The sequence below is a fragment of the Alteribacter lacisalsi genome (assembly GCF_003226345.1).
Classification (GTDB): domain Bacteria; phylum Bacillota; class Bacilli; order Bacillales; family Salisediminibacteriaceae; genus Alteribacter; species Alteribacter lacisalsi.
In genome coordinates, this window is the sequence record NZ_PDOF01000001.1 from 705,629 (window position 1) to 730,279 (window position 24,651).

32 protein-coding genes are annotated in these 24,651 nt (G+C 48.6%); 16 read left to right on the plus strand and 16 right to left on the minus strand.

The window, feature by feature from the left end; genetic code table 11:
• Positions 1-86: 86 nt before the first annotated feature.
• The 4 genes from CR205_RS03415 to CR205_RS03430 form a co-directional block, all read right to left on the minus strand.
• Entirely contained in the window at positions 87-1,427 is a 1,341-nt protein-coding gene (locus CR205_RS03415) for an amidohydrolase family protein (protein WP_110516946.1), read from the minus strand.
• Between the two features lie 85 nt (positions 1,428-1,512).
• Positions 1,513-2,052, minus strand: a complete 540-nt coding sequence (locus tag CR205_RS03420; RefSeq protein ID WP_110516948.1) for a hypothetical protein — start codon at positions 2,050-2,052, stop codon at positions 1,513-1,515.
• 170 nt (positions 2,053-2,222) lie between these two features.
• Positions 2,223-2,432 (minus strand): hypothetical protein, encoded by a 210-nt coding sequence (locus CR205_RS03425; RefSeq protein WP_110516950.1) that lies wholly within the window; start codon positions 2,430-2,432, stop codon positions 2,223-2,225.
• Complete coding sequence (locus CR205_RS03430) at positions 2,429-2,665, minus strand: hypothetical protein (RefSeq protein WP_110516952.1); 237 nt, start codon at positions 2,663-2,665, stop codon at positions 2,429-2,431. The genes CR205_RS03425 and CR205_RS03430 overlap by 4 nt, the downstream gene beginning before the upstream one ends.
• A gap of 266 nt (positions 2,666-2,931) precedes the next feature.
• Between CR205_RS03430 and CR205_RS03435 the strand changes: the two genes are divergently transcribed.
• The 5 genes from CR205_RS03435 (at position 2,932) to CR205_RS03460 (ending at position 8,002) form a co-directional block, all read left to right on the plus strand.
• The gene (locus CR205_RS03435) at positions 2,932-3,315 is read left to right on the plus strand and encodes a hypothetical protein (RefSeq protein ID WP_110516954.1); all 384 of its coding nucleotides are present in this window, start codon (positions 2,932-2,934) and stop codon (positions 3,313-3,315) included.
• 386 nt (positions 3,316-3,701) lie between these two features.
• Positions 3,702-4,223 carry a dihydrofolate reductase family protein gene (locus CR205_RS03440; protein WP_161524658.1) on the plus strand — a complete coding sequence of 174 codons (522 nt, stop codon included), beginning with the start codon at positions 3,702-3,704 and terminating at the stop codon, positions 4,221-4,223.
• Positions 4,224-4,238: 15 nt separating this feature from the next.
• Positions 4,239-4,781, plus strand: coding sequence for a hypothetical protein (locus CR205_RS03445; protein ID WP_110519662.1), 543 nt, complete (start codon positions 4,239-4,241; stop codon positions 4,779-4,781).
• A gap of 166 nt (positions 4,782-4,947) precedes the next feature.
• Entirely contained in the window at positions 4,948-6,753 is a 1,806-nt protein-coding gene (gene pepF, locus CR205_RS03450) for an oligoendopeptidase F (RefSeq protein ID WP_110516958.1), read from the plus strand.
• A 595-nt stretch (positions 6,754-7,348) separates the two neighbouring features.
• On the plus strand, positions 7,349-8,002 hold the full coding sequence (locus CR205_RS03460; RefSeq protein ID WP_110516962.1) for a carboxymuconolactone decarboxylase family protein: 654 nt from the start codon (positions 7,349-7,351) through the stop codon (positions 8,000-8,002).
• Between the two features lie 101 nt (positions 8,003-8,103).
• Here the strand turns inward: CR205_RS03460 and CR205_RS20185 are convergent, their stop codons facing one another.
• From CR205_RS20185 to CR205_RS03480, 5 genes are all read right to left on the minus strand, one after another.
• The gene (locus tag CR205_RS20185) at positions 8,104-8,277 is read right to left on the minus strand and encodes a hypothetical protein (protein WP_161524659.1); all 174 of its coding nucleotides are present in this window, start codon (positions 8,275-8,277) and stop codon (positions 8,104-8,106) included.
• A 342-nt stretch (positions 8,278-8,619) separates the two neighbouring features.
• The gene (locus CR205_RS03465) at positions 8,620-9,306 is read right to left on the minus strand and encodes a Na-translocating system protein MpsC family protein (RefSeq protein ID WP_236634695.1); all 687 of its coding nucleotides are present in this window, start codon (positions 9,304-9,306) and stop codon (positions 8,620-8,622) included.
• Positions 9,307-9,361: 55 nt separating this feature from the next.
• Positions 9,362-9,652, minus strand: coding sequence for a DUF4190 domain-containing protein (locus CR205_RS03470; RefSeq protein ID WP_110516965.1), 291 nt, complete (start codon positions 9,650-9,652; stop codon positions 9,362-9,364).
• Between the two features lie 186 nt (positions 9,653-9,838).
• Positions 9,839-10,066, minus strand: coding sequence for a VOC family protein (locus tag CR205_RS03475; protein ID WP_110516967.1), 228 nt, complete (start codon positions 10,064-10,066; stop codon positions 9,839-9,841).
• Positions 10,067-10,113: 47 nt separating this feature from the next.
• On the minus strand, positions 10,114-10,494 hold the full coding sequence (locus tag CR205_RS03480) for a dicarboxylate/amino acid:cation symporter (protein ID WP_110516969.1): 381 nt from the start codon (positions 10,492-10,494) through the stop codon (positions 10,114-10,116).
• 337 nt (positions 10,495-10,831) lie between these two features.
• Here CR205_RS03480 and CR205_RS03485 point away from each other — a divergent pair, with 337 nt between their 5' ends.
• From CR205_RS03485 to CR205_RS03500, 4 genes are all read left to right on the plus strand, one after another.
• Entirely contained in the window at positions 10,832-12,343 is a 1,512-nt protein-coding gene (locus CR205_RS03485; protein ID WP_110516971.1) for a S8 family serine peptidase, read from the plus strand.
• A 418-nt stretch (positions 12,344-12,761) separates the two neighbouring features.
• On the plus strand, positions 12,762-13,076 hold the full coding sequence (locus CR205_RS20070) for a hypothetical protein (protein WP_142669854.1): 315 nt from the start codon (positions 12,762-12,764) through the stop codon (positions 13,074-13,076).
• Between the two features lie 36 nt (positions 13,077-13,112).
• Positions 13,113-13,847 carry a YheC/YheD family protein gene (locus CR205_RS03495; RefSeq protein WP_110516975.1) on the plus strand — a complete coding sequence of 245 codons (735 nt, stop codon included), beginning with the start codon at positions 13,113-13,115 and terminating at the stop codon, positions 13,845-13,847.
• 129 nt (positions 13,848-13,976) lie between these two features.
• Positions 13,977-15,716: a nitrilase-related carbon-nitrogen hydrolase gene (locus CR205_RS03500; RefSeq protein WP_110516977.1), complete on the plus strand. Its 1,740-nt coding sequence runs from the start codon at positions 13,977-13,979 to the stop codon at positions 15,714-15,716.
• Between the two features lie 297 nt (positions 15,717-16,013).
• Here the strand turns inward: CR205_RS03500 and CR205_RS03505 are convergent, their stop codons facing one another.
• Together CR205_RS03505 and CR205_RS03510 are read right to left on the minus strand one after the other, a co-directional pair.
• Complete coding sequence (locus CR205_RS03505; RefSeq protein WP_110516979.1) at positions 16,014-16,166, minus strand: aspartyl-phosphate phosphatase Spo0E family protein; 153 nt, start codon at positions 16,164-16,166, stop codon at positions 16,014-16,016.
• Positions 16,167-16,338: 172 nt separating this feature from the next.
• Positions 16,339-16,527 carry a hypothetical protein gene (locus CR205_RS03510; protein ID WP_110516981.1) on the minus strand — a complete coding sequence of 63 codons (189 nt, stop codon included), beginning with the start codon at positions 16,525-16,527 and terminating at the stop codon, positions 16,339-16,341.
• Between the two features lie 161 nt (positions 16,528-16,688).
• Between CR205_RS03510 and CR205_RS03515 the strand changes: the two genes are divergently transcribed.
• The 5 genes from CR205_RS03515 to CR205_RS03530 all read left to right on the plus strand — a co-directional run bounded on the left by CR205_RS03515 (position 16,689) and on the right by CR205_RS03530 (position 20,717).
• Positions 16,689-18,824 carry a type IA DNA topoisomerase gene (locus CR205_RS03515; RefSeq protein WP_110516983.1) on the plus strand — a complete coding sequence of 712 codons (2,136 nt, stop codon included), beginning with the start codon at positions 16,689-16,691 and terminating at the stop codon, positions 18,822-18,824.
• 73 nt (positions 18,825-18,897) lie between these two features.
• Entirely contained in the window at positions 18,898-19,242 is a 345-nt protein-coding gene (locus CR205_RS03520) for a general stress protein (RefSeq protein ID WP_110516985.1), read from the plus strand.
• Positions 19,243-19,379: 137 nt separating this feature from the next.
• Positions 19,380-19,613: a hypothetical protein gene (locus CR205_RS03525; protein ID WP_110516987.1), complete on the plus strand. Its 234-nt coding sequence runs from the start codon at positions 19,380-19,382 to the stop codon at positions 19,611-19,613.
• A 228-nt stretch (positions 19,614-19,841) separates the two neighbouring features.
• Positions 19,842-19,979, plus strand: coding sequence for a hypothetical protein (locus tag CR205_RS20190; RefSeq protein WP_161524660.1), 138 nt, complete (start codon positions 19,842-19,844; stop codon positions 19,977-19,979).
• Positions 19,980-19,994: 15 nt separating this feature from the next.
• Positions 19,995-20,717, plus strand: a complete 723-nt coding sequence (locus CR205_RS03530) for a hypothetical protein (RefSeq protein WP_110516989.1) — start codon at positions 19,995-19,997, stop codon at positions 20,715-20,717.
• Positions 20,718-20,747: 30 nt separating this feature from the next.
• Here the strand turns inward: CR205_RS03530 and CR205_RS03535 are convergent, their stop codons facing one another.
• Both CR205_RS03535 and CR205_RS03540 read right to left on the minus strand, forming a co-directional pair.
• Positions 20,748-21,152: a VOC family protein gene (locus CR205_RS03535; protein ID WP_407923556.1), complete on the minus strand. Its 405-nt coding sequence runs from the start codon at positions 21,150-21,152 to the stop codon at positions 20,748-20,750.
• A gap of 8 nt (positions 21,153-21,160) precedes the next feature.
• Positions 21,161-21,631 (minus strand): DinB family protein, encoded by a 471-nt coding sequence (locus CR205_RS03540; protein ID WP_110516995.1) that lies wholly within the window; start codon positions 21,629-21,631, stop codon positions 21,161-21,163.
• Positions 21,632-21,715: 84 nt separating this feature from the next.
• Here CR205_RS03540 and CR205_RS03545 point away from each other — a divergent pair, with 84 nt between their 5' ends.
• Complete coding sequence (locus CR205_RS03545) at positions 21,716-21,901, plus strand: hypothetical protein (RefSeq protein ID WP_110516999.1); 186 nt, start codon at positions 21,716-21,718, stop codon at positions 21,899-21,901.
• A gap of 127 nt (positions 21,902-22,028) precedes the next feature.
• On the opposite strand, the gene CR205_RS03550 is transcribed toward CR205_RS03545, so the two are convergent.
• A complete protein-coding gene (locus CR205_RS03550) occupies positions 22,029-22,790 on the minus strand; it encodes a histidine phosphatase family protein (protein ID WP_236634696.1) in 762 nt (253 codons plus the stop codon).
• 100 nt (positions 22,791-22,890) lie between these two features.
• Between CR205_RS03550 and CR205_RS03555 the strand changes: the two genes are divergently transcribed.
• Positions 22,891-23,409 carry a hypothetical protein gene (locus CR205_RS03555; protein WP_110517002.1) on the plus strand — a complete coding sequence of 173 codons (519 nt, stop codon included), beginning with the start codon at positions 22,891-22,893 and terminating at the stop codon, positions 23,407-23,409.
• Positions 23,410-23,434: 25 nt separating this feature from the next.
• Here CR205_RS03555 and CR205_RS03560 read toward each other — a convergent pair whose 3' ends face one another.
• The gene (locus CR205_RS03560; protein WP_110517005.1) at positions 23,435-23,869 is read right to left on the minus strand and encodes a DUF5391 family protein; all 435 of its coding nucleotides are present in this window, start codon (positions 23,867-23,869) and stop codon (positions 23,435-23,437) included.
• A 127-nt stretch (positions 23,870-23,996) separates the two neighbouring features.
• Positions 23,997-24,587: a TetR/AcrR family transcriptional regulator gene (locus CR205_RS03565; protein WP_110517008.1), complete on the minus strand. Its 591-nt coding sequence runs from the start codon at positions 24,585-24,587 to the stop codon at positions 23,997-23,999.
• Positions 24,588-24,651 lie beyond the last annotated feature (64 nt).

The window sequence follows — 24,651 nt, forward strand, 5'->3', positions numbered from 1 at the left end:
GCGAACCGCACCGGACTGCATGGATGGTGCGGTTTTTATTTCCATAAGAAAAGAGATCCGAAATTCCGGATCTCTTCTTTAATGAATTATTTCGCCGCTTCCTCCTGACGCTGGAGCACACGCTCACTCGCCTCGCTCACCTGCCTGCGAAGGTCTGACAGGTCTCTCGTCAATTTCCCGCCGTGCTTTACCACGTTCCCCGCTACGAGAACAGTATCCACGTTTTCCGGGCGTGCGCTCTGGACGATCGCCCCGGCATAGGATCGGTTAAGCGGATGGAGGTTAAATGTGGCCGGATTGAGAATGACAACATCGGCTTCTTTACCCGGTTCCAGAGTTCCTGTCTTCTGATCCAGCTTGAGTGCTTTCGCTCCGTCCACAGTAGCAAAGGAGAGTACGTCTTTGACGGTAAGACCGAGTTCGCCGGGCATTTCACCGGCATCGAGTGTTTTTTCGTTCTGTCTGGCTCGTTCCGCCTGGAGGGCAAATTTCATCTGGGTAAACATGTCGCCCGCTGTGGAGACTACGACATCGACTCCAAGCGTCACCAGTCCCTTGCGCTCGTGGAGAAGCCCTGTAGCCGGGTATCCATGCCCCATCATCATCTCCACTTCCGGAGTGACCGAGAGAGACGCGCCGCTCTCGGCTATCCGTTTGTACTCTTCCGGCTGAATGCGGTTGACGTGCACCAGGTTCAGTCGGTCAGACAGAAGACCGGCCTCATGAAGACGGGTGATTGATCGGTCATGGGGTCCCCACGTGCCGAAGCCAATATGCATCGACGCGATCGCATCCAGTTCTTCGGAGAGCCGGATGTCATCAACCGCTGCCTCCCATGCGCTGAATTCCGGCCCGCGGATGCCGAGTGCCATCGTCAGAAGCTGATCGTCCGATTGAAAGTACTCCCGTTTCACTCTCCGACTCTCGTCCTCCGGGTGCCGTTTTTCGCTCTCCCGGTCCCAGTATTCCCCGCGGCCGGGAATGCCGTGCGCATACACGCCGCGGATCCCGGCATCACGAAGTCCCTTAATCGCCGCATCGGCATGTTCCGGTGTTTCCAGCATCGTGTAATCCAGCACCGTGGTGACCCCCGCATCAAGAGCCTCGAGCGCTCCCCACAGGTTGGCAATGTAATAATCCTCAGTGCTCAGCTGGGAGCCGAGATTTCCGTAGTAGATCTTTTCCAGATAAGTTGGGAGCGACCAGTCGGTACCGATGTGCCTCAGCAGCGACTCCCACACGTGCCGGTGCGTATCCACAAGCCCCGGCATCACAATCTTCCCCTCCGCATCAATCGTCTCCGTATCTTCAGCATCAATGTCCGGACCAATCTCTTTAATGAATTTTCCCTCGATCAGCACGTCCTGCCTGTGCCCGTGAAAAGTCCGGTCAAGCACCACGCCGTTTTTAATCAGTAGTCGTTTCAACTGCCCGTCCTCCTTTTTTATACACAGTCGCTATACCCGACTGGGGAGGAGGTACACCTTATTTTTGGAAAAAGGAAGAAAGGGACTAGCTGAAAAGTAAAAAAACCGGACTGCAGTCTTGTGCCGTCCGGTTATGGTCTAGTTGTTTCCGGTAAAAGGATCCTGCTCGAGAAGAAGCGAGTTCAGTTGGGATAGATCCTTCTCTGCATCCAGCTGGATGCCATAACCTGAATCCCTCAGCATATCCCTCAATTTGCTGATCGGTAATTTCCGGGAGGTCGTAAACAGTGTTTGAGGGAAATCGGGCGAGCTGTGTCTGAAGCAGATCAAGTTCAACTGTGTCCATACCAGTGACAAAAGCCGCGGGATGCGCGGCACGGCCAGCTGTTGCCAACCCATTCGTTACTTCGGTTATTTTAGCCGTGACAACATTAGGCTTGGACCAATCCTGATCAATCTGATGGGCGATCACACCTTCAAGTTCGGTGAGCGGCTGTTCCACTGCCGAGAAGGCGAGTGTATGCTGGGACTGCTGAATAGTGATTATTCCAATTACGACAGCAGCGACCAGTAAAACATTGAGTGCGGCAGAAATGGCAAACATGAATTTAAGTTTTTTCTTCATAAGATGGTAAATCCTTTCGGTACGTTATTCGAAATTAAAAAAGAAGGCGGGAACGATGAGAAGCAGGCTGATCGTAAGCATAATCAGTGAGATCCTTGCAGCCCGAGGACCGGGAAGATACTTTCGTTCCATCAGAGCCTTACAGCCGAACAAGGTGGAAAAGTAGACAATCAGAACAATAAGACCGGATATACAGGGAATTCATAAACAAACTGAAAAATGCAGGCCGCAACCGCGATCAGGACAAAGACGGCACTTGCTGCTCTGTAGGTTTCCCGGACCGGGGATTCCATCATCGGATCTCTCTGGCCTTTTCGCAGAAAAAGATTAGTAAGCGACAGAACAATAACAGTAAAAAGTATATAATTAATCACGGTCATAGGAATCGTCCTTTCTTTTCAGCTGCGAAGCAAAGATCTGAAAAAGCCACAGCCAGTCCCGCCAGTGCCGCTCCCCACTTGAGCAGCCGGTTCTGTCTTGGAAAGATAAGCACGAAAAGCAGAAAGCCGATCGGAATTACATATTTGTTTTCATAGAACGTCATCATACCTAAGAGAAACGAGCCTGTTATTTTCAGAAGCAGGAAGTCTTCCTTTTCCGCAAAAGTATCCATAAAAAATAAAAAATATAGAAAATCACCATAAGAGCGGTGATCAGAAATAAGGCAGTCAGTGCTGTAACTATCATTTTGGCCCCTTTCATTATGGCAGAATCCTCGTAAAGGTGAATATACCATAAATTACCTTATATGAATACCGAAGAACTGCGTCTGAAGGAGCTGGAACCTTTGGTTTCAGCTTTTTTCATTGGAGGGAGGATGGAGGCCAATTGTCTTCCAGATTATGATAAGATTACCACGAAAGATCGGGGAGGGGAGCAATGGTGAAACGATTATATCTTATCAGTCTGCTGTTTACTATTTTCCTCACAGGCTGCGGCGGAGTGAACGTGAGCAGTACAGACAGGATGGAGATTTATGAAATGATCAGCTTTCAGGAAGCAAACGAAGACTCCCGGATGGAGACGGCCGATCAGGAGACGATTGATACATTCAGGGAAGCGTTCCGGAAGGCGGATCGGAGCAGGGGAACTGTCGACATGGCTGATCCGGATTATCTGGTAGCCTTCGGCGATGATAGCTTCTTTCTCTGGCTGAGCAACAGCGGCGGCTCCGTGATAGACACATCGGATACTCATACGCTGTATTCACTATCAGCAGGTGATTCCGAAACCCTCAGCCGGATTATTGATGAAATCTATTAAAGCAGGAGAATGCAGTTATGAACACAATCGGAATCATAGTCGCTGCCGTGTGGGCCGCGATCCTTATCCCGTTCCTTGCAAAAGCATGGAGAGACCATCAGGTCACCCGATACAGTTACTCATTATCCTTACGGCAGTCGTTTATATTACCGGGAGTATTTTTGAAGTTGAAGCAATCAGATACACTGCTGTGAGCGTGTTTATCGTCTTAATGATCAAGCCGAGCTGTGAATTATGGAAATCGAACAGGGTAAAAAGCACATACAGCTTTGGACTTTTAATCTTTTTAGCAGCCGCTCAAACGCTGATGCTGGTGTAATTGGGAATGTTTATGTCTGGCACCAGAAGCCCGAATCCGCTATAGTTTTTAAAAAGGGGCGATGACGATGGCAGGAGAAGCGGCAGTATTTCTTGCAGTAAGTCTTGACGGATGCATTGCGACAAGAGATGACGGAGTCGATTGGCTGAACAATGTTCGCGGCGAAGGGGACAACGGGTATGGAGCATTTTACAGCACCGTTGATACAGTCGTTATGGGCAGGCGCACCTACGACTGGATGATGGAGGAAACAGACGGGGAATACCCGTATGAAGGGAAACCCGGTTATGTAATCAGCGAGGACCGGCGCAGGCCGACGGAGCACGTGTCCTTTACAAAAAGTCCGGTTAATCTGATCCAGCAGCTGAAAAGGGACGGACGGCGAATCTGGATCGTGGGCGGAAGTCTTCTTATTCATTCCCTGCTCGAGGCAGAGGAAGTAGATGAGCTGATTCTAACCATGGCACCGGTCATTTTAGGCGACGGCATACCGCTATTTTATAAAAGCAGGGTGGCTCAGTCCTTTTCACTCAAATCAACCAGGCGGTACGGTGATTTTGTGGAACTGCACTACCTTAAGGAGGCGTAGGCGATGAACAGCCAGATGGATAAAGAAACCAAGGGGCAGTTCGACCGTCTTGAGGGGGAGGATCGTGAACTGCAGATGGAAGCATTCTCCCAGCTTACGGCTACGGTGGACGAGCCTGTTGACTGGGCATACGAGGTATGGGACGAACTCCTCAGCTGGCTCACGGACAGCGATAACCACCGGCGTTCCCGCGGTGCCCAGCTTCTCGCCGGGCTGGCCAAGAGCGACCCGGAAAATCGGATCACAGCAGATTTTCCAGCTTTATGGGCAGTAACGAGTGACGATAAGTTCGTCACCCTCCGTCACAGCCTTCAATCAATCTGGAAGGTCGGTCTTGCAGGTGACAAGCAGCGTGAACTCGTAATGAACAACCTCACAGAGCGTTTTCACAACCCGGCTCATAAACACGCCACGCTGATCCGTTTCGACATTATCTCAGGAATGAAGGAACTCTACGATGCCACCGGAGATGAGAGCGTCCGTGATACAGCACTCAGCCTGATTGATACCGAAAAAGATGAAAAGTACCGGAAAAAGTACGCGAAAGTATGGAAATAAGAATCGACCGACGTCCTGAACCCGGGACGTTTTTTTACAGTAAAATCAGAAAATTCCGCCTCTGGCGTTTCATCTCACAGGCATTTCCGGTATAATAGACTTTAAGTTTCGTTAAACGAAATAATGCGCGCTATTCCGACAAAATCTCTGAAAGGATGCGATACATATGACAAATGCAACAAGCGGCACACTCACCCGTCAGGAAGTCCCGACGGATCAGACGTGGAATCTGACTGACCTTTTTGAATCGAGGGAATCTTGGGAGGAAGAGCTGAAAGCCATCCCGGAAGCCACAGAAAACGTGACACGCTTTAAGGGTCAGCTCGCCCTTAGCGCTCAGACACTCTATAACTGTCTTGAAGCGGCGGACGAGCTGCACGCCCGCGTAACCCGGATGGCCACCTATGCCATGCTGAACCTGAGCGGTGACGGAACCAATCCCCAGCACCAGTCCAATGCGGCCCGTGCAGGTGCCGCGGCATCAAAAGTCGGTGCTGACACGGCCTTTATCCGTTCTGAAATTCTCGAACTGGATCAAGAAACTGTACATAAATTTCAGGAGGCTGTCCCGCAGCTCAAGGAGTTTGACAAAACCCTGTCCGACATTCTTGATTCAAAGCCGTACCGCCTTTCTGCAGATGCAGAGGAGATGCTCGCGTCGTTCGGTGAAGTCCACTCCGCTCCTTATATGATTTACGAGCGGAGCAAAACGTCGGATATGACCTTCCCTGATTTTACTGTAAACGGAAAAACATATCCGCTAACGTTCAACACCTTTTCCAAATACGAATCCAGTAAAGACCCTGATGTGCGCCAGGCTGCGTTCGATGCATTCAGTGCTACGCTGAAAACATACAACAATACGTACGCGGCGACACTGGCTACAGAAGTGAAAAAGCAGGTCATTGAATCCCGCCTTCGCGGCTTCAATTCCGTTACAGACTTTCTTCTTCATGAGCAGCAGGTCACACCGGAAATGTACCACCGTCAGCTCGATGTGATCCAGAAGGATCTTGCTCCTGTAATGCGCCGGTTTGCCGCTTTGAAAAAGCGCGTCCTCGGGCTTGAAAAAATGACCTACGCAGACCTGAAGGCACCGCTTGATCCGGATTATGATCCGGATACGAACTACGAGGAAGCAGGTAAAACGGTGCTCGAATCTCTCGAAATTATGGGACCTGAATACATGGAAATTATGGAACGCGGCGTCCGTGACCGCTGGGTGGACCGGGCCGATAACGTTGGAAAACGGAGCGGCGCGTTCTGCGCAAGCCCTTACGGCGTGCATCCCTACATTCTCATGACTTGGACCGGGTCTATGCGAGATGCGTTTACCCTTGCCCACGAGCTTGGCCACGCCGGCCACTTCAGCCTGGCAGGGCGCTACCAGCGTCTGTCCGGCACACGCCCGAGCCGCTATTTCATTGAGGCCCCGTCCACGATGAACGAAATGCTGCTCCGTGAGCATATTCTCGGCAAAACCGAAGACGACCGGATGCGCCGCTGGGTAATCCTTCAGTCTCTCGGCACGTATTACCACAACTTCGTGACTCACATTTTGGAAGGTGAACTGCAGCGCCGAATGTATGAAAAAGCGGACCAGGATGTGCCGGTAACGGCCACCCTTTTAAATGAAACGAAGCATCAGGTGCTCCAGGACTTCTGGGGTGAAGATGTGGAAGTGGACGAACGCGCAGGATATACGTGGATGCGCCAGCCGCACTACTACATGGGACTTTACCCGTACACCTATTCCGCAGGACTTACTGCGTCAACGGCAGCAGCCGAAACGTTTAAAGAAGAAGGCCAGGCTGCAGTTGAGCGCTGGCTGAGCGCCCTCAAAGCTGGCGGGACGATGAAGCCGCTTGATCTCATGAAAGAAGCGGGCGTGGATCTTACGACCGACGAACCGGTCAAAAAAGCCGTCGCCTATGTGGACCGTCTCGTGAGCGAGCTGGAGGAAAGCTTTTAAAGATTGTTGAAAGAAGAGGAATTCCCAGTCGGGGAATTCCTTGATCATAAGGTTTATATAAAAAAGGGTTCCAGTTACGGATTTCGTAATTGGAACTTTTTTTAATTTGAATCCAGCAGTAAGAGGACTGGTTGAGTGGTAATTGGTGCAGGATGTCCTAACTTCGGGAACCTTCGGCAAAGTGAGGACACTTCGCAAGGATGTGAAAGAGTTATGTCCTAACTTCGGCAAAGTGAGGACACTTCGCAAGGATGTGAAAGAGTTATGTCCTAACTTCGGCAAAGTGAGGATACTTCGCAAGGATGTGAAAGAGTTATGTCCTAACTTCGGCAAAGTGAGGACACATCGTAAGACTGAGAAAGAGATATGTCCTAACTTCGGGAAAGTGAGGACACTTATCAAAAAGACGTCCTGAAGACCTGACTCCCTGCGCTGTAATACAGGACAAATCCAGTCACACTCGGGAGGTTAACCACATAATTCTCAGGCAGCTAAAACCCTCCACCTCCTCATGCAATTACTTCAAATTCCTGTTTTCTTTCCCCGCCAAATGGGTATTGGGGTGGTGGACGACCAATTCGAAGGAGGTTTTACGATGGGTGAAGATTCACTTTACAAGCTGTCCCATTTCGAACGTGTCGGGGAACTGAGAGAGCTCGCACCGGAGCAGGTAAATGCCTTTCTTGCTTTTGACGAAAAAGCACTGGCTCCCGGCGCCATTGACGGGAAGACGAAGGAACTGATCGCTGTGGCGGTGGCACATGTGACCGGATGTGCCTACTGTATCGAGGTACATACGGGAAAAGTAAAGCAGGAGGCATCCAGGGAGGAAGTGGCTGAAGCGATTATGGTGGCAACAGCCCTTAAAGCGGGATCTGCAGCTGCTCATACTGTGAATGCCTACAACAGCTTTGACAGCAAAGGTTCAGACGAAATGTTTAAAGCATCTTATTTTGAGCGGATGCGGGAAGTGGCCGACATAGGAGGAGAAGCTTTCGAAGCATTCATGCAGTTTGACCGGGCCGCGATGAAGGGCGGTGCGATCGGTGCGAAGGAAAAAGAACTGATCGCTATTGCAGTGGCCCACGTGACGGGGTGCCCTTACTGTATTCACGTCCACACGATGGCAGCCAAGGAAAAAGACATCACCATCGGAGAGCTCACAGAAGCCGTTATGGTGGCAACCGCGCTTAAAGCGGGGTCGGCAATGGCCCACGGTGTGAACGCATTAAATGCCTACGACAGATAATCTTAAATACTGTAAATATTAAAAGCAGCCCCTGCAAAATAGCAGGGGCTGTTCGTTTGTGACTAATGACGGAGACCGGAGATATACCGGCTGACGGTTTCTTATTTTGGCCGGTAATTACCGGATGATTTACGGTTTTCGATTTCTGCAAAGAATTTAAGGTCCTGCTCTTTTGCACGGGTATGTCTCAGGTTTTCAGTGTTCTTCCGGGAACGGGGTTTCAGCTTCTCAGGCATTGACTTGTGGTTTTCTTTTTCAGCATTGTTACTGGTCATAGAGAGAACACCTTCCTTCCTATAGGATTGACCACCTGACTCCACACAACGCCCCGCGTATGGAAGGAGAAAGAAGTGGAGCAATATGTGCTTTTAAACATAAAAAAGCTGGAAAAGGCAGGGGAATCCCCTCTGACCTTTCCCAGCTTGTAAGTTAGCTCTATTGTCTACTTATTTCCGCGGGTGTTGTATGGAGTTATGGTGGAACATATATGAGTATAACGTGAATGGCAATGTGAATCAAGACAATTAGGGAAAATGAGACGTTTGACGGGGGAAGATAAGGGGAATTCATGATGTTATTTTTGGTTATACATGCCTTTCAAAACGAAAAGCCCCAGCTTACCGGGGCTTTAAAATCAGAACAATGTAGCTTCTGTCTTTGTCAAAATCCCAGTCAACAAACCGGTCCACGACACTCGACTCCAGAATCGTTTCAAAAACACTTGTTTCCAGAAGCCGCTTTTCCAATCGCCGTTTTGCCAGGCGCAGCTGCTCGCTAAAGCCTGAACGGATCATTTCCTTCTCAATTTCCACCAGAATACCGGTCCGTCGGATGATCAGTGTTCTGTCATTCAGGTGAGAGGACGCAATTTCCTCGGGGGCCTTTTCAGCAATTATACTCAACTGGTTGATCTGCTCGTGAATACGCTCTTTCCCCTCATAATCAGGGAAAGGAACGTCTTCTGCATCCTTCAGAATGCAGATGATCAGACCGCTCCGGTTATCGATCGACCAGTCATAATACACGCTCTCCACATCGGTTTCAAGCATGATACGGACCTGGGCTTTAATATCGGGGATCAGCTCCTGCATGAGAAGATCCCGGGTTTCTTCAATTTTCATTTTGTTTTTCTGCTTATCCAGAACCCTCTCCATCGGAGCAAGAAAGTCCCGGAGGTAAATAGTGACGACCGGGTGTTCAATTGACACATAAACAGATTGAGGTCCTTTGCCGAAGTTGTCACGGAACAGGCGGCCTGTATAGCTGGCAAGTTCAGAGTAGTCCGGTTTCACTTTAGTTTCCACATCACTCATCCTTTTCAGGTTCGTCTAAAGGTATCTTTCCACCAACCGACTGCCATTAAACAAACAAAACAGCGGATTGATTTGTAAAGAATAAGTAAGCAAGGATCCCGAGTGCGGCTGGAATCACAAGCCCGATCACTCCTGTGATGATACCTGTCATGGCATACGTCCGGCCTTTTTCACCGGATGTGCGCATGTCCCTAAGGGCCATCACGCCGACAACGATGGCGGCAATTGCCAGCACGATACTGACAAAGGGGAGTAGAAACAGAACAATGGATATAAGGCCGAAAATCATCGCGGCGGTGGCTTTGGGATTTGTGGTTTTGGTTTTAGATTCAGTCATGGAGCACCTCTTTTGAAAGATTTTTCTCTGTACAGGTTATTTCAATTGTCTGATTCATTGGGTCACGGACGGGAAAACTCCAGTAGCCGAGCCATTCCGGTTCCGGGAAAAAATGAGGAACGTTTGAAGTTTTCGCAGTTTTGACTATCTGCAGAAAAGTCGATGAATCGCATTCCAGCGACCAGCTTACCTGAAATGACTGGCCGCCTTTCCATCCGGGCTGTGATGAAAACACGGGTTCATATGGGACCACTTTCGAGTGGTAAAAAAAGCGAGCTGGTGATCACCGATTCGAAAAGCAGCCGAGATTTCTTCATCCCAGATCTGCTCAAGAAGAAGAACGTCACGGTAGAATGCTCTCATGGCGTGCAGATCATGGCAGTGAACATATGTAAAACCAAATCGTTTCGTCATGTCACATACCTCCGTTTCTCTTTCCATTCAGGGAACTGATTCCCTATTTAGGTTAAGGATATTCCAAAATATAAAAAAAGCCCCCTTCCAAAGCCATGCTCTAAAAAGGGGGGTACTTGCTGCTGTCTTTTTATAACAGCAGCCTTGATTATTTCTCTTTCAGCGTAGCGATAAGGACGACGGTGAGTAGCGGTACCGTCCATGTTGATGGTGGCACCGAGAGGCAGAACAAAGCTGCTTGTACCTTTGTTCACGCCGAGATCTTCAGTCGTATTCTTCATCGTAATCAAAAGCGTGCCCGCACTGCTTGCGGAACTGAAAGCGAAAATACCGGCAGGGGCGATCCCTTTAAGAAACCTGATCGGGCTCATGCCGCCGAGCGTTTTGACCGCAAGACCGTATGTGATGGCCACATGTACGATACACATATCATGTCTTATTGTAGAGGGATTTTTTCAGGTTGTGAAAAAGAATACATAGCTCCTCTTCAGGGCAGTCCTGGTTCTTTTACAACGCCGTTATGTTTCCTTTCATCAGGTCCTATACACCCCAGGGTAAAAGGAACTAATTGTCATCATTTTCTAAACGCGGTTACTGTCGAAGAGTTCCATCCCGAGCCCCTTGCTTAAGAAAAATTTGAGTATTTTTACTTATAATGGAAAATTATTTCGTGATGCGAATATACTATTTTCTTATTTTTCAGACAATTTAACGGAGTTATGTGTTAACTTAAAACCATTCGAATACGAAAGGGGTACATAACTCATGAAACGATCTTTAAAATTGACCGGAATCGCAGCGCTGACGGCGATGCTGCTTGTCCCGTCACTCGGTTTTTCTTCACCTGGAGCAGATGCTCCGCAGTTTGGAACAGAAGGGGAAGGGGAGGAAAAACGATTCGTTGTCACGTTTAGATCGGACAGCCTGCCTGCCGATGTCGAAGAGATGATTCTTGAAGCAGGAGGAGAAGTTACCTACGAGGTTGATCAAATTGGAGTACTGGAGGCCTCAACTGAAGAGCCGCTTGACTTTCTGAAAGCGATCACGAGCGAGCGCTCAGTCCTGAGTGTGGCCCCGTCCATGGAAGTGGAACTTGACCTGCCTGAGTTTGACTTTGAAATCGAAGGATATCTGGGCGGGGACAACCCCGGTGTGCTTGATCCGGCTGAAAGCATTTGGGAATCAGGATGGCAGTGGGACATCGAGCAGGTGACGCAGAATGGCGCCAGTCACGATGTTCACAGCGGGACTCATGATGTTGTGGTCGGTGTCATTGATACGGGCTTTGACTTTGATCATCCGGATCTGAGAGACAACATTGTCGGCGGACCAGAAGGCTCAAGAACATTTGTGCCAGGTACTGAAGACAGCTGGGACAACCAGAGCCACGGAACTCACGTGGCAGGTACCATTGCGGGGAACGGTCGTATGAAAGGTGTAGCACCAGATGTTGGACTGAAATCCTACCGGGTGTTTAACACCGGTGGTGCCCAGCAGATCTGGATTACCGATGCGATCATCGCCGCCGCTGATGATGGTGTAGACGTTATTAACATGAGCCTCGGCGGTACGCGGGTAAAAGGCCAGTGGTTCTACACGGACCCGGCTACAGGTGAGCGGGTGCGCCTTGGCAATAACCAGGCAGCGGATGTGGTTGCCTACAAACGTGCCATCGACTATGCCGTTGAGCGTAACGTTACCGTTGTTTCCTCTGCTGGGAACTCTGCTCAGGATATGAGCAATCCCCGTCGCGTAGCGGAGTGGATTGAAGGCAATGCCGGCCCTGAGTATGAAGTGCGTGGAGCTGCCTGGTTTGTTCCTGCATCCATCCCGGGTGTCATAACTGTTTCCGCTATGGGCGGCGGCTTTGATACTGACGACCGTCTGGCGTTTTACTCAAACTACGGAAACGGTGCAATCGATCTTGGTGCACCGGGGGGAGATCTTGGACCGGAAGGCTATGAGGGTGCCGATGACTTTAAATTCCTCGTTCTGAGCACAGTGCCGACGTACATGGACGGCCAGTCTGCACGAGGAAAAAATGTATTCGGCGAGAACGGCTACGGCTGGAAAGGCGGTACGTCCATGGCTGCACCACAGGTCAGCGGTGCAGCAGCTGCCTATATTTCACAGGTGTATGCCGAAACAGGTTCCAAACCGACCCCTCGTCAGGTGCAGAACCGTCTTCAGCAATCTGCTGAGCGCGTGGATTCACCAGGCTACAGCCGTTACTACGGACACGGGCGTGTGGATGCATATCAGGCACTTACACGATAAAAAACCGGTAAAATAATGTGCGGCAATGAGCGCCTATTCCGATTAACCTCGGGATGGGCGCTATTTATATAGATAAACCCAAGCCTTTTTAACGGGTATGTCGCAGCTTCCTAAACACCAGCCGTTCCAGATGGACAGGTGATTCATAGAATAATGATCAGGCGAAGTAGAAAAGAGGTGATTATTCATGGGTATTTGTCCGCATGGAACAGAAATTTTTCCGGCAAATGTCAAAGCTCCTGAAAGTGAACAGTTTGGGGCTGTCCGTTATCGAAATTTCAGCAACGGTCCAGGTGCAGATGTCTTCCTCTCTCAGACAGTCCTCACACTTGGCACGGGACCACGGGTAGAGAGGAATATAGTCTGGGCAGAGTCTAACCCGTTTACTTTCTCGTATAACGCAGCGGCAGGGCAGATCATGACCACCGTTGGAGGCCAGACTCTGATGTTTCCTACGATTGCCAACAGCAATTTTGATGTGATTCAGATGTTTATTCGGAATCGTGCCCCTGCAGGGGGGCAGGTTCTTGTGACCGGACTTACATTAAATGGAGTTCCGCTTCCGGGAACATTTACAGGTGGAACAGAGGACACACAGTTCGACATCATATGCGATCTTAAAGACGCAGACGGAAACTTTACTCTCTCAGGCACAATTTTACTAATAGGCCCGCAATCAACATCACAGGAAGCAAGCCGAGTGGAATTTCTGGTTGCAGATAACTTCCTTTAGTAATCGGTGTTCAAAAAAAGTCGGAGGGGGGACAAAGTGGTAAAAGGGAAACTGAAAAAATACAGGGCAATGAAAAAAAGAAAGGCATTACACCCCTATCTCCCCCCGACCGGACGACTCGAATATAAACGGTTCTCAAGAATGCTGAACTGTTATAAAGGAGTCGTTCTCAAGCCGACGATCGGAACGGGAGGCGAGGGTGTGGTTATGGTGACTCGTCTTGGAAATGGGCAATATGAGCTCCACAGCAAGAACAGAAGAGTAACTGTAAAAGGAAAAAAACATGCCTACAGGTATTTTAAGACACACCAGAAATTGCCTGGAAAACAGTATCTTGTGCAGAGAAAGATTGACCTGATTACGGTCAAAGGTCGTCCTGTGGATTTTCGTGTTATGGTGCAGCGACTGCCCGGCGGTCCGTGGACAGTAACAGCTTTGGCGGGGAAACTGGCGGCCCGTGGCTTTGCAATAACCAACATGGCTTCGAAGATTCTTACGTTTAAGGAAGCTATTCATTATTCAAATTCAAACCTTAAAGATGAGCAAGGTGACCTCCTTGAAGAGTATTTAAGAAATCTGGCCATCGAAACAGCGATAGCACTGGAGGCGGTTTACCTCTCACATCGCCGTTACGGAGTGGATATCGCCATTGATCAATTAGGCCGGCTCTGGATCATTGAAGCAAATCTGTACGGCAGCCCGGCTATTTTCCATGCCCTTGGCGACACGGAAATGCTTAGCGCCATGGACGCTATGGAAAAGTATCAATAAAGGCATTAGAAGCGTCTGATTCGGAGGGTCAGCGCTTTTTTACTCTTCTGCCGTTTGTGGACTGGACAGGGAAAATCAAAATGAATTACAGTAGACAGGGAATAATGACACGAAGAAGAGGTGAGGTCTGTGGCACGGAAAAAAGAACCGTTCAAAGTCGCGGCAGTCCAGTTCAATCCAAAACTTAACCGTCGTAATACAAATATACGTGCGCTTATGAAGGTCGTCAGGGAAGCAGCCGAGGAGGGAGCCAAACTGATCGTCACACCGGAGATGGCGACGACGGGCTATCACTATCTGGACCGCTCGGCAATTGCTCCGTATATCGATACGATCCCTGGAATTACCACTGCCCAATTTGCCCAGATTGCAAGAGAGTACGACACGTATATAGTGATCGGCATGGCGGAACACGATCTTGAAAGCGGTCTGTATTACAATTCTGCAGCCCTTGTCGGTCCTGACGGCTACATCGGAAAGTACCGGAAAATTCACCAGTGGGTGGTGGAAAACTACTGGTCCTGCTGGGGGGATACGGGGTGTCCGGTTTTTGAAACCGAAATCGGCAATATTGCCATGATCATCTGTCAGGACTCCACATACTTTGAAAGTTCGAGGCTGGCTGCTGTTAACGGCGCCGATATTCTCTGTTTTCCGACCAACTCGTCCGGTGCATCGATCTCTCTTTTGCAGCACTGGGCGGAAATGAATGGTTTATACGTCTTAAGCGCAAACCGCTCCAATACAGAAGAAGACTTTCACATGATCGGTCTGAGTGCTGTGTGGAGCCCTTCCGGTAAAAAGCTCGTAGAAGCCCCTTATTCCTCTGGGGATGACGAGGGTAAAGACGAATCGCGCATCGTTTACGCGGAGGTGGATCCGGTTCATTTTGACAATGAAGCAAAAGAGCGGATGCTTGAGCGGAGGATGGACAGCTATAAGGATCTCATGCTGTTTCTCGGGCCGTGGGATTACGTCAAAAATACCGTGTCCCGTGACATTTATGCTGCCGCTGTCCAGTACGAACCGGTTCTGGGGGACAAAGAAGCCAACCTTAAAAAAATCCGCAGGCTAGTTACTGAAAAAGCCGAAGACGGCGTGCAGCTTATTGTGCTGCCTGAACTCTCACTCACAGGGCCTGTGGAAACTGTAAAAAAGCAGGGTATTCTTTCTTTTGCAGAGACGGATGACGGCTACACGGCAGGGGAGATGAAGCGGCTTGCCAAGGAAGTGAAGGCACATATCGTATTCGGCTTTGCAGAGCGTGAAGAACGGCACTTCTATAATGCGGCGGTGCTCGTGAGTCCTGAGGGAGAAGTCATCGGCAAACACAGAAAAATTCATCTCGATGAATGGGACGAGCCATGGGCAACTCCGGGATCAGGCATTACGGTTACGCCAATTGACGGCTTGGGAAGAATCGGTATGATGGTCGGATATGATGCCACTTTTCCGGAAGTAGCCGGAGTGCTCGCTGTCAAACGGGCAGACCTCATCTGTATTCCGGCAAGCTGGAGCGGAGGCTACGGAACCGAAGTGGCGGTCAATCAGCGCATGTTCCCTGCACCGTATCCGGACGGTTCACTTACCACGTGGGACGCAGTAGCCAAAGGAGCCCAGGCATACACCATTGTGGCGAACTTTACAGGGACGGAAAAAGAGTTTCTGGGCAGAAGTGCTATTTATAATCTGGATCAGAACTACATGAATGACCGGACCGTGATCGCTTCTGAAAACCGAGAGGAAGTCCTGATGAACCGGTTTAAGACAATGAAAACCGACTGGTGGCTCGATCAGGAAAAACTGATTCTTACACGGAGAACCGATTACTATAAACCGCTTGTGACCAGAGTGCCTCCATTTATGTAGGGGCAAAACGGACAGCTTCCTGAAAAATAGAGTTGTCTTTTTTTGGCAGACTGAGTGTGAGAAGGTCAATCAGGTGAAGCAGATTTGGTGGGTTGGGCGGTAAAATGAAAACACAAAGGAAGAGGTGTGGTTATTGCAGGTAAAGGGGAGGGAGTGGTCTGTAAGAAGACCGAAAAAGGAGCGTTTCTGAAGATATTAGCGTTTATACTAATTAAATGACTAAAAACCCATCAGACATATTCCGTTCGTAACTAGACTCTATCAGTGTATATAGCAATCGACAAGGGAGTGATCTTCCTAGTTGTCCTGAGAGTCATCATAAATATTCAGCAGTTCATCAAGAGCCTGGCTGTATTCGACTGTATCAGGATGGGTGAGGCCTTTTTCACCTGCGGTTTCAATCATGAGCAGGCGCATCGAACAGATTTGGCTTTCTAGTTCCTTTATCATATTTAAATCCTCCTAAAATGATTGTTATAACAAATCTATTACGAAAATATACGAATGTAAACCACCTTTGACAAACAAACCCATATATATACAAACGAACTACCAATTCGACAAGGCTGTACTGAACTTTTATACAGACAAACGGCCCGCCAATGAAGGCAGGCCGTGCTGCTTACTTTTCGGTCTGATCCTGAATCCAGTGATCCACATGATCAAGATTAAAGGCAAGATTGTCTTTAAAAGGGCGAAGATGAGGAAAGCTTTTTGTCTCAATGAGTTCGGCTATTTCTTTTTTTTCAACCGTCAATTCACACTGATACAAGTATGTAAGCAGCTTATCCATTCCATATACGATTCTCACAGCTCTCAACTCCCTGACATGACCTATACCCTCTGGAGTAAAGCCAAAACGTCTTTTTCCTGGAAGCAACGAAAGTTCTGTCTGAGATAAACACACCATAACCGGGAGGAATCTGCTAGAATAAGAACATAGATTCGCATCATCAGAGAGGAGGCGGCGGGATGCCGGTCATTTTAGCCGAAAAACCAAGCCAGGCGAAAGCCTACGCTGATGCGTTCAGCAGCGTAAAAAAGGAACAGGGTTTTTTTACGATTCCTTCCTGCAGCATTTTTCCCCAGGGAGCAGTACTTACCTGGGGCATCGGGCACCTGGTGGAACTGAAGGATCCCCATGAATATGAGAGCGGATGGAAACGCTGGTCCCTTGAGAAGCTTCCGATCATTCCCGACCGTTTTGAATTTAAACCCACTGCGAGAACGCGTAAGCAGTTCAGCATCGTTAAAAAACTTCTGAAGGAAGCAGATGAAATTATTGTAGCAACAGACTGCGATCGGGAAGGGGAAAACATCGCAAGAAGTATTATCGAGCAGGCCGGTGCTTCAGCCAAACCGACCAGGCGTCTCTGGATTAACAGTCTTGAAGTGGACGAAGTGAGAAAGGGCTTTGCCAATCTAAAGCCGGGGGACCGTTATCTGCCGCTGTATGCCGAAGCCCAGGCCCGCCAGGTGAGCGATTGGCTTGTGGGGATCAATGCCAGCCGGCTGTACACTTTGCTCATCCAGAAAAAAGGAGCCCGGGATGTGTTCAGTGTCGGCCGGGTGCAGACACCGACCTTGAAGCTCATCCGTGACCGGGAAGTGGAAATTGAGAATTTTAAACCTGAGCCGTTCTATGAAATTGAAGGCCATTTCAAAACGGAGGCAGGCAGCTACAAAGGGAAAGTAAAGGGACGTTTTAAAACGAAGGACGACGTTCGTGAACTCCTGAAAAAGCATACCGTGCCGCTTGATGGCACCGGAACTGTTAAAAAGGTGGCTGACCAGCTGAAACGGCAGAAACCACCGAAGCTTCACTCCCTGTCTACACTTCAGACAGCAATGAACAAGAAGTATAAATACAGCCCGTCTAAAACGCTGAAAATTGTTCAGAGTTTATATGATCAGCCGCTTAAACTTGTCACGTATCCTCGTACGGACACTCAGCACATTACCGAGAGCGAATTTAAGTATCTGAGGAACAATCTGGATGGATACAAAAGGCTCGCCGGTGCGGGCTTTGAACCAGCTTCACTTGCACCGGACAAGCGGTATGTTGACGGTTCAAAGGTACAGGAGCACCACGCAATCATCCCGACGAAAAAAGTGCCTGACGCAGGGACTGTCCAGGGCCTCCGAAGCGACCAGCGCAATGTTTACATGGAAATTGTCAACAGTATGCTGGCCATGTTTCACAGAGACCATACGTATCTGGAAACGACGATTACCACTGCCGTCAGTACGCTCGACTTTTTTACAAAAGGACGGGTGGAAAAAGATCGCGGCTGGAAAGAGCTGTTCTTTAAAAAGTCACAGGAACAGGAAGTTCTCCTTCCTCCTGTTAAAGAAGGGATGGAGGCGAAGGCGAGAGTTTCGGGACGGGAAGACGAAACGAAGCCGCCGAAGCCGTATACCGCCGGTCAGCTTATTAATATGATGAAAACGTGCGGCCAGATGATCGACGATGACGACGAGGCAAAGGAAACACTCAAGGAGGTAGAGGGCCTCGGAACAGAAGCGACCCGCAGTAGTATCATCGACACGCTGATTAAGCAGAATTACATTACTGTGACGAAGAATATTGTTGCCGTAACGGAAAAAGGGAAGCTCCTGTGTGAAGCGGTTGATGGCACGCTCCTGTCAAAGCCTGCGATGACAGCCAAGTGGGAATTGTATTTAAAAACGATCGGCCAGGGAGTGGGCAGGAAAGAGGCGTTTATTGAGAATACAGTCGCTTTTACAACGAAGGTTGTGGCTGACGCCGGCGCTGTTGTTGATAAACTGACCGTAAAGGCTGAAGTGACCGGAAGCGGCGGGAAGGATCGAGCCGGCGGTGCGATCGCCCGCTGTCCCGCATGCAAAAAAGGCCTGATCATGGATAAAAACAGAGTCTACGGCTGCAGTGAGTATAAAGCGGGGTGTAAACAGATTTTCCCTAAAAAAATTCTTGGGAAAACCCTCTCACAGTCAACGATTAAAGCGCTTTGTGAAAAAGGAAAAACCCGTAAACTGAAGGGATTCAAAGGGAAAAAGACGTTTGACGCTACCCTTGAGTTGAAGGACGGGGAAGTGAAATTCGCCTTTGGAGAAAAGGCAAAATAGCTTTCTCTGGGTCTGTTGACCCGGTTTTGGATTCGGATGAAAGGGAACTTGTCCAAGTGAGGAGGCGATACACATGCAACCTGATTTTAAACTTTTTGAAAATGACCAGAAAGCATTTGACTCAGTTGAAAAACTCAAGCGCAGCGGGGTGGATACAGACAACATTTACGTCCTTTCCCACGACAAGGATCACACAAAGCGCGTAAAAAAAGAAACAGAAGCAGAAAAAATTGGAGTCAGTGAAACCGGACTCGGTACGGCGACGAAAAACGTTTTCCGGAAAACCGGTGACGCCCTGCGCTCCAAAATGAATGAAATCGGCATAGATAAACCGAAAGCAGGTGAGCTCGAAGAGGAACTTGACGAAGGCAAGGTGCTTGTCATCGTTACCAATCAGGAAGAAAAGGTCAAATTTTAGCAAGAACGATGAAGAGCGGCTTAATGAGCCGCTCTTTTTATGTTTTGAGACATTGCCGATACCTTCGCCCCTGTTTATCATTTTACAGCCTTTTCGTGGTACAATTCTTTGCAGAAGTACGGCAGAGGGGTGATTAGATGCTGAGTAAGGTTAATATGGTTTTAGCTGCTGTGATTATGGGGCTGTTTCTGTACCGGTTTGTTGACCCGGATGCAGCATGGCGCGGTGCCGCCTTTACCTACCTGGTTCCTGTGGCACTGCTTATGTTCGGAATTGAAGGGGTCAGGGAAAACAGGAAAGTCAGCGGCAGTCTGTTCGTAATTGCAGGGACATTCCTTTTTATCTGGAATGCGGTAAGGTTATTTACTTAAGGATTGTAGCCGGGACACAAGTAAAGTGTCTGGATGAAAATGAGAACAAAAAGATGACTAGCTGAGGAAAGAAACGCCGACTCCTGCGGGAAGCGGCGTATTTTTCTTGATCGTCCCAGCCTCTTATTTTCAGCCTTAAATAATTTTCTGATTTTTTAAATAAATCACGAAACCTTTCGAACCGTTGTTCGTATATATTGGAGAGGTCAGGAAACAGGAGGCTGAACAATGACGAAAAAACCGAATTCAAACAGCAGAGATACAGGCAAGCCGTCAGAAATGGATCAACTTGAGTGGCAGCGGAAAGTGATTCGCGAGGAACTGATTGAAGACCGGCCTGTAAAGAAGACAGATAAAGCACAGTAACAGGAGGAACACAAAGTGGGCAGAAACCAGTACATCGGCCTCGCGGTCATTATCATGCTGGTCGCGGCGGCCGGGTTCTTTTTCCGGGAGGAGCAGGCTGAGGAAGCCGGAGTCGAAGAAGAACTGGAACAATACATAGGGTTGATTGATGAGTTTGAAGGGGAAATCATGGAATTGGAACGAGAACTTTCCCGCGAAACTGCTGAACGTTCCATGGCAGAGAGGGAAACTGAACGGGCACACAGAGGCTTGTTTGAGCATTACCGAACCGTGCTGGACAATGAAGGAGCACGGTTTTTTCTAGGTAGTTCTCAAGATGACGAGGCACGAATCGACGTCCGGAACATGACCCATCAATTTTTTGAAGTGGTATTTGAAAACGAACGAGGACTTCATTTAATTGTAATGGAGGCCGGAATGCCGGGGACAGCACAGGTGAATTATGATTCACTGTCAGAGGAGGAAGTTACTGGTATCAGTCTCGCCCGGGGAGGCCTGGTCTTTTCAACAGGTGTCCTTGAGAATGATGAAGTCACAAATTTGCAAATCGAATTTGATGGCACTCTCTACGAAGGAACCATACTTGAATCAGAAAAAAGAAGAATCTGGTATGGTCTGCAGGAGTATGATGGAGACGCACCAGAGGCTATTCGACTGCGAGGTTTTGATGCGAATTATGCGCCTGCCTATGGTGAAGTGATTGAGGTTGATTCGATCAATGATGGGGAAGGACTTTAATAGTGAAAGGAAAGGGAACGTGACAGGGCATCACGTTCCCTTGTGTGTTACCGGCGGAGCGACAAGCTCCACCTTGATCCGGTCCGGGTCTTCAAAATAGACGGCATAATACTCGTCGCCTCCGGCAAACGGGTGCCGGTCTGGATAAAGAATGCTGACACCCTGGTCCCGCAGCCGTGATGTGATTTCATCCACTTGGTCACGGTTCCGTCCGTGAAAGGCAAGATGGTTAAGTCCAGTTCGGCAGCGGTGATAAGGCACATCAAGAAAACGCTCTTCGGTCTGCACAAACACGAGATACGTATCCCCGAGGCGCCAGCTCTGGCCGCTGTCCCATTTCTGAAATGGCTCATAGCCGAGATCCTCAAGAAACCAGCCCCAGAATTTTGTGGAGCGGTCCAGGTCAGATACGTACAGCTCAATATGATGCACCATCCCCGCAGTCAAGATTCGTACTCCCGGAAAACAAGATCGGTAGAGACCGGCTTCAGTCCCATATCCCGAGCCCAGACAGAAATCTGCCCGATATGATGAACTTCATGCGTAATAATGTGACGGACGACCTTGCCGTGGGAAAGGGAAATGGTCTCGCCGTTTCTCCGTGTTCTCTCGAGCGTGCGACCGGGTTCAAAAGAGGACATAAAGACCTTCGTCTTCGCTTTTATTTCTTCAGAGTAGGTCTTTACTTCAACAAGTGTTTTCACCTCACGCATCTGCCGGGCAGGAACGGGTTTGTTCTGCATCAGGCAGACCCACAATTCCTCGCAGCTGATTACATGAAAGAGATTATGTAAGATCGAATTCATGCCCCCATTCCTGTGTTTTGTAAGTTCCTCCGGAGGCAGCTGTTCGCACCACCTGAACCAGTCTTCACGAACCTGCCAGTTGTACATGAATAAATCAATCAGCGTCATCACTTCCTTTCTGTGTCTGGTTCTATCTTATCACGGAAAGGTATGTAAAGAATGTCTGCAAACCTGCGGAAAGGAGTGGGAACAATGAAGTTTCGCTTTTTTATTCTGGGTTCCATAACAACAATTTTACTGCTCACCTTACTTGGCGCACTGGGTATGCCTACAGGTGCAGAAATGCTCACAATAGCATTTGGGGATCAGGCAGTCTGGGTTTATGCGGTTATGGCCGTTCTGCTTGCAGGTGCGATTTTTTTAGCTGTAAAAGGGTGAAGTTGGAGAGATAGAAGGAAGAGTGAAAAAGTATAAAAAGGAGGTACTCTGCTATTTCGGACATTTGACCGTGCTTTAGTGTTCAATCTTATGTAGTGCCGGAAGTCGCTTTCTTCCGGCCCGGTATTTATTCCAGTCCTTCCAATGCTTCGAGCGTGAGCGTTGCGACCACATCAAACCCGTTATTTTCCCCAAGCGGTTTAATGACGATTGCCCCCATGTCCGGGATCTCACCGAAGCCGATAGTGGGAGGGAAGCTGTGACCGATCATAATCTGATTCGTGCCTTCCTCAGGCATCTGCTCGAGTTTCCCGCCAAACTGCTGAAGTGTCTGCAACTGTGCCTGCTGGTCAGTCGTGTAACTCAGATTAAACAGTTCCACCAGGAATGGATCAATTTCAATCATATCTTCACCGAAAGCCAGTACTGCTGTTTCCGTGTTTCGGCAGAAGGGACTTGTCAGCACAGGATCGGCCACGGGAATACCAAGCTCGCGGATCGTGTCTCCAAACAGACGGGCCTGCTCCCGGCCATTATCGGAAAGATTCCGCTGTGTACTGCAGTCGTCGAAGTCGAGATCAGGCTGATCTTCACCAACGTCTGCTTCTGCATGGCGGACGTACAGGATATGCCCCCCTGCCTGGAGTTCAGTCAGAAGTGACCGGACTGCTGAGGAACGGACCGGCTGAGTGGACACCGGATAAAGAGCCCGGTAATAGTGTGACATCAGCTGAAAATAATGCTGCTGAATCGCATACTGGTGGTATTCGATACTGTCCGGCTGCTGAATGAGCCGTAAGTTACGGGCATTTCTTGCCTGTGTCAGGAATTGGCGGGCAAGCTGGTCAGCCGCCTGGAGCTGCTGGCGGACAAAGGCGTTACGATCCAATGTATTCTCCTCCAATCAGGTGTTCAGACATTTCCAATGTATGTGAAAAGCCCGGAAGTGTTCTGATTTTAACTTTTATTGAAAGGAATTGATTTTAACGATGAAACCAGAGTGGATAAAGTTTATGGAGATGAAAGGAAAGAACCTGCGGGCTCTGATGGCAAGCAGGATGATGATCTCAAATAGAGAAGAAGTCTGGAGTTTTTTGTGTCCTGACCCGGTTATAGGCAGGGGCCTTTGGAACGAGGACAAGGGACTAATGGATGAGGAGGGTTATTGGCGTTTCGAATGGCGGGAAGATGAGGCAGGGAATGATCTGCTCATTCTCCATGAACAGGATACCCCGGCACCGCTCACTTTCGAAAAGGCTGATGTGCCTTCTCAAAAGCATGTCGTTTATTCATCGGATTATATTCCGAGAGGGGATGGAATAATCCAGAGTTTAAAGGGATACGGGTTTACTCGTAATGGAGAAAAAGAGTTGGTGAAGGTGGTGATTGCCATGGATAATGAGTGGATGACAATCATTCCTGCTCCAGGAGTAATAGATATTTTCATAACGGAATACCCTCCCGTTTTGGAAACGTATGATGAGCTGGTGTTTTCCTCCGATGAATGAGCACTGTGACTGAAAAAAACCCAGCTCACTGTGAGCGGGCTTCTTTTTTGGCTGCTTCGGCTTCCTTGACCCATGGGCTGAGGAAGCCCTGAAGTCCTGTATGGTAAACAAAAAAATTACCGAAAAACATGATCACTGCCGCAATAAAGGGGATCACCAGCCCCATCTCACCAGTTACTATGGTCATCACAATCAGACCAATCCCGGAAGCTGCTGCGATTAGAACGGATAAGACGCCAAGAACCATCAGAATGCACCAGGCAATTTGGGTTTTTATAAACGTAAAGAGAAGAGGAATCAGGTATACGACTGCCATAATTCCGAGCGTCCACCACATGCCCTCTGTGCCGAGCAGGTTGGTGTTTTCCCCCACAGTTTGTCCGGATGCTGTGAAAATCAGTACGGCAAAAAAAACTGCGGAGAGAAAAAGATGAATTAAAAATGATTTGCGTTTTTCCATATTAGAACGTCCTTTCAATTCAACAGCTTCAGATCGATTGCTGCTTATTGTTAATAGATTATCCGCCTGCAGCGAAGCTTTTGTTTTATGAAATTGTTTTAGGACTCACCCCAGGGAGGAAATCATGTTACTCCCTTTTTTCTCCGACGAGGCCGTAAAAGAAAATCTTCGTAATGTCTTCAGTCAGGGGAAGGACTTTCTCATAAATCTCCTCTCTCTGCATCGCATCTTTCAAGATATTTATATAAAAAAGCACCGCCTCCATGGAAATGGACGGGTCAATGTAGCCTTTGCTCCGGCCTTCCTCAAGCAGAATGGAGAGGATTGGCATCGTTTTCTCTGCGTAAATCCGCTCAATGAGATTACCCTGATCCGCTGTGTATTCTCTCATCATGTACTGGTAGTATTCAGGATGAATCTGGATTGCCGTCTGTTTTTTATTGAAAATAAGCTGTTTGATTTTTTCTGGGAAAGGCAGGTCGCTGTCGACTGTCTCTTCAAATTCACTCATCGCTTCGTCTACATAATAAAGGAAAGATTCGTAAATCAGTTTATGTTTATTTTCAAAGTAATTGTAAATTGTCACCTGTGAGACGCCTGCTTTTCTCGCAATCTCGGCAACAGACACCTTCTGTATGCCATGAGTCATGAACAGCCCATGGGCTGTTGTAAGGATATCTTTCTTTTTCTGTTCCCGGCGCTGCTGAAATCCATCCATTTCGTTCACCTCTTGCTATATTTTACTTAAAGTTTTGTAATAAAACAATAAAAATAGTTCATAA